Below are 1256 nucleotides of genomic sequence, written 5' to 3'. Positions count from 1 at the left end.
AGCGCCTCCACCACACCCGCACCCGAAACCGGCTCCACCGGCGCGGAGTTCGGCTTCACCGTAATCACCGGCGTACCCCGCGAAACACGCGACCTCGTCGTGAACGACGCCGCGAACGCCGACTGCGTCACCACCGGACCCCCCTCACCCGCCTCCAGATCAGTCGCATCCGTAATGATCCCCGAACCGATCCGCACCGCCAGCCGCGCAGCGATCTCCTTCCCCTCCGCCGACGACGCCACCAGCACCGCCACCGGCGACACCACCGCACACGCCGCCTCCAGCGCATCCACCTTCGGCACCACCAGAAAATCCGCGTACTCCGACGCCTCGGACACCAGCACCCGCACCGCACCATGCCCGGCCAGCACACCAGCCGTCCCACCCGCACCCGCACCCAACGCCACCGCGACCGGCTCACCGATCCGACGCGCCAACGTCAACAACTCCAACGCCGGCTTACCGACCGCACCATCCACATGGTCGACAAAAACAAGAACTTCAGCCATGGAACTTCAATCTCCTACAGATCGAAACGGAACAACCAGGAACCAGGGAAACGAACGGGATCAGATGAACTTCTGACCGGCCAGGAACTCAGCCAACGCCCTACCGCCCTCACCCTCGTCCTTCACGATCGTGCCCGCCGAACGCGCCGGACGCCGCGCCGCCGAATCCACCACCGACCACGCACCCGCCAGACCCACCTCGTCCGCCCCGATCCCCAGATCATCCAGATCCAGCGACACCACCGGCTTCTTCTTCGCCGCCATGATCCCCTTGAACGACGGATAACGCGCCTCACCCGACTGATCCGTCACCGACACCACCGCCGGCAACGACGCCTCCAACCACTCCGACGCCACGTCACCATCCCGACGCCCCGTCACCACACCACCCTCGACCCGCACCTCGGACAGCAACGTCACCTGCGGCACACCCAGCCGCTCCGCCAGCAACGCCGGAACCACACCCATCGTGCCGTCCGTCGACGCCATCCCCGAGATCACCAGGTCATAACCCGTCTTCTCGACCGCCTTCGCCAGCACCAACGACGTACCGACCGCATCCGTACCGTGCAGATCATCGTCCTCGACGTGAACAGCCTTGTCCGCACCCATCGACAACGCCTTGCGCAACGCGTCCTTGGCATCCTCCGGACCCACCGTCAACACGGTGACCTCCGCACCATCCACCTCGCCCGCGATCTGCAACGCCTGCTCGACCGCGTACTCATCCAGCTCCGACAACAGACC

1 protein-coding gene and 1 pseudogene are annotated in these 1256 nt (G+C 65.9%); both read right to left on the bottom strand.

Annotated features, from left to right (window positions below; all coding sequences use genetic code 11):
- Window positions 1–509, bottom strand: a pseudogene (locus ACZ6S6_RS37650) (electron transfer flavoprotein subunit alpha/FixB family protein); the annotation flags it as partial.
- Between the two features lie 60 nt (window positions 510–569).
- The coding region (locus ACZ6S6_RS37645; protein ID WP_469709531.1) for an electron transfer flavoprotein subunit beta/FixA family protein at window positions 570–1256 on the bottom strand (687 nt) is incomplete at its 5' end.

Source organism: Streptomyces sp. NPDC048671 (assembly GCF_055587045.1).
This window is presented reverse-complemented; position numbering and strand designations above follow the sequence as displayed.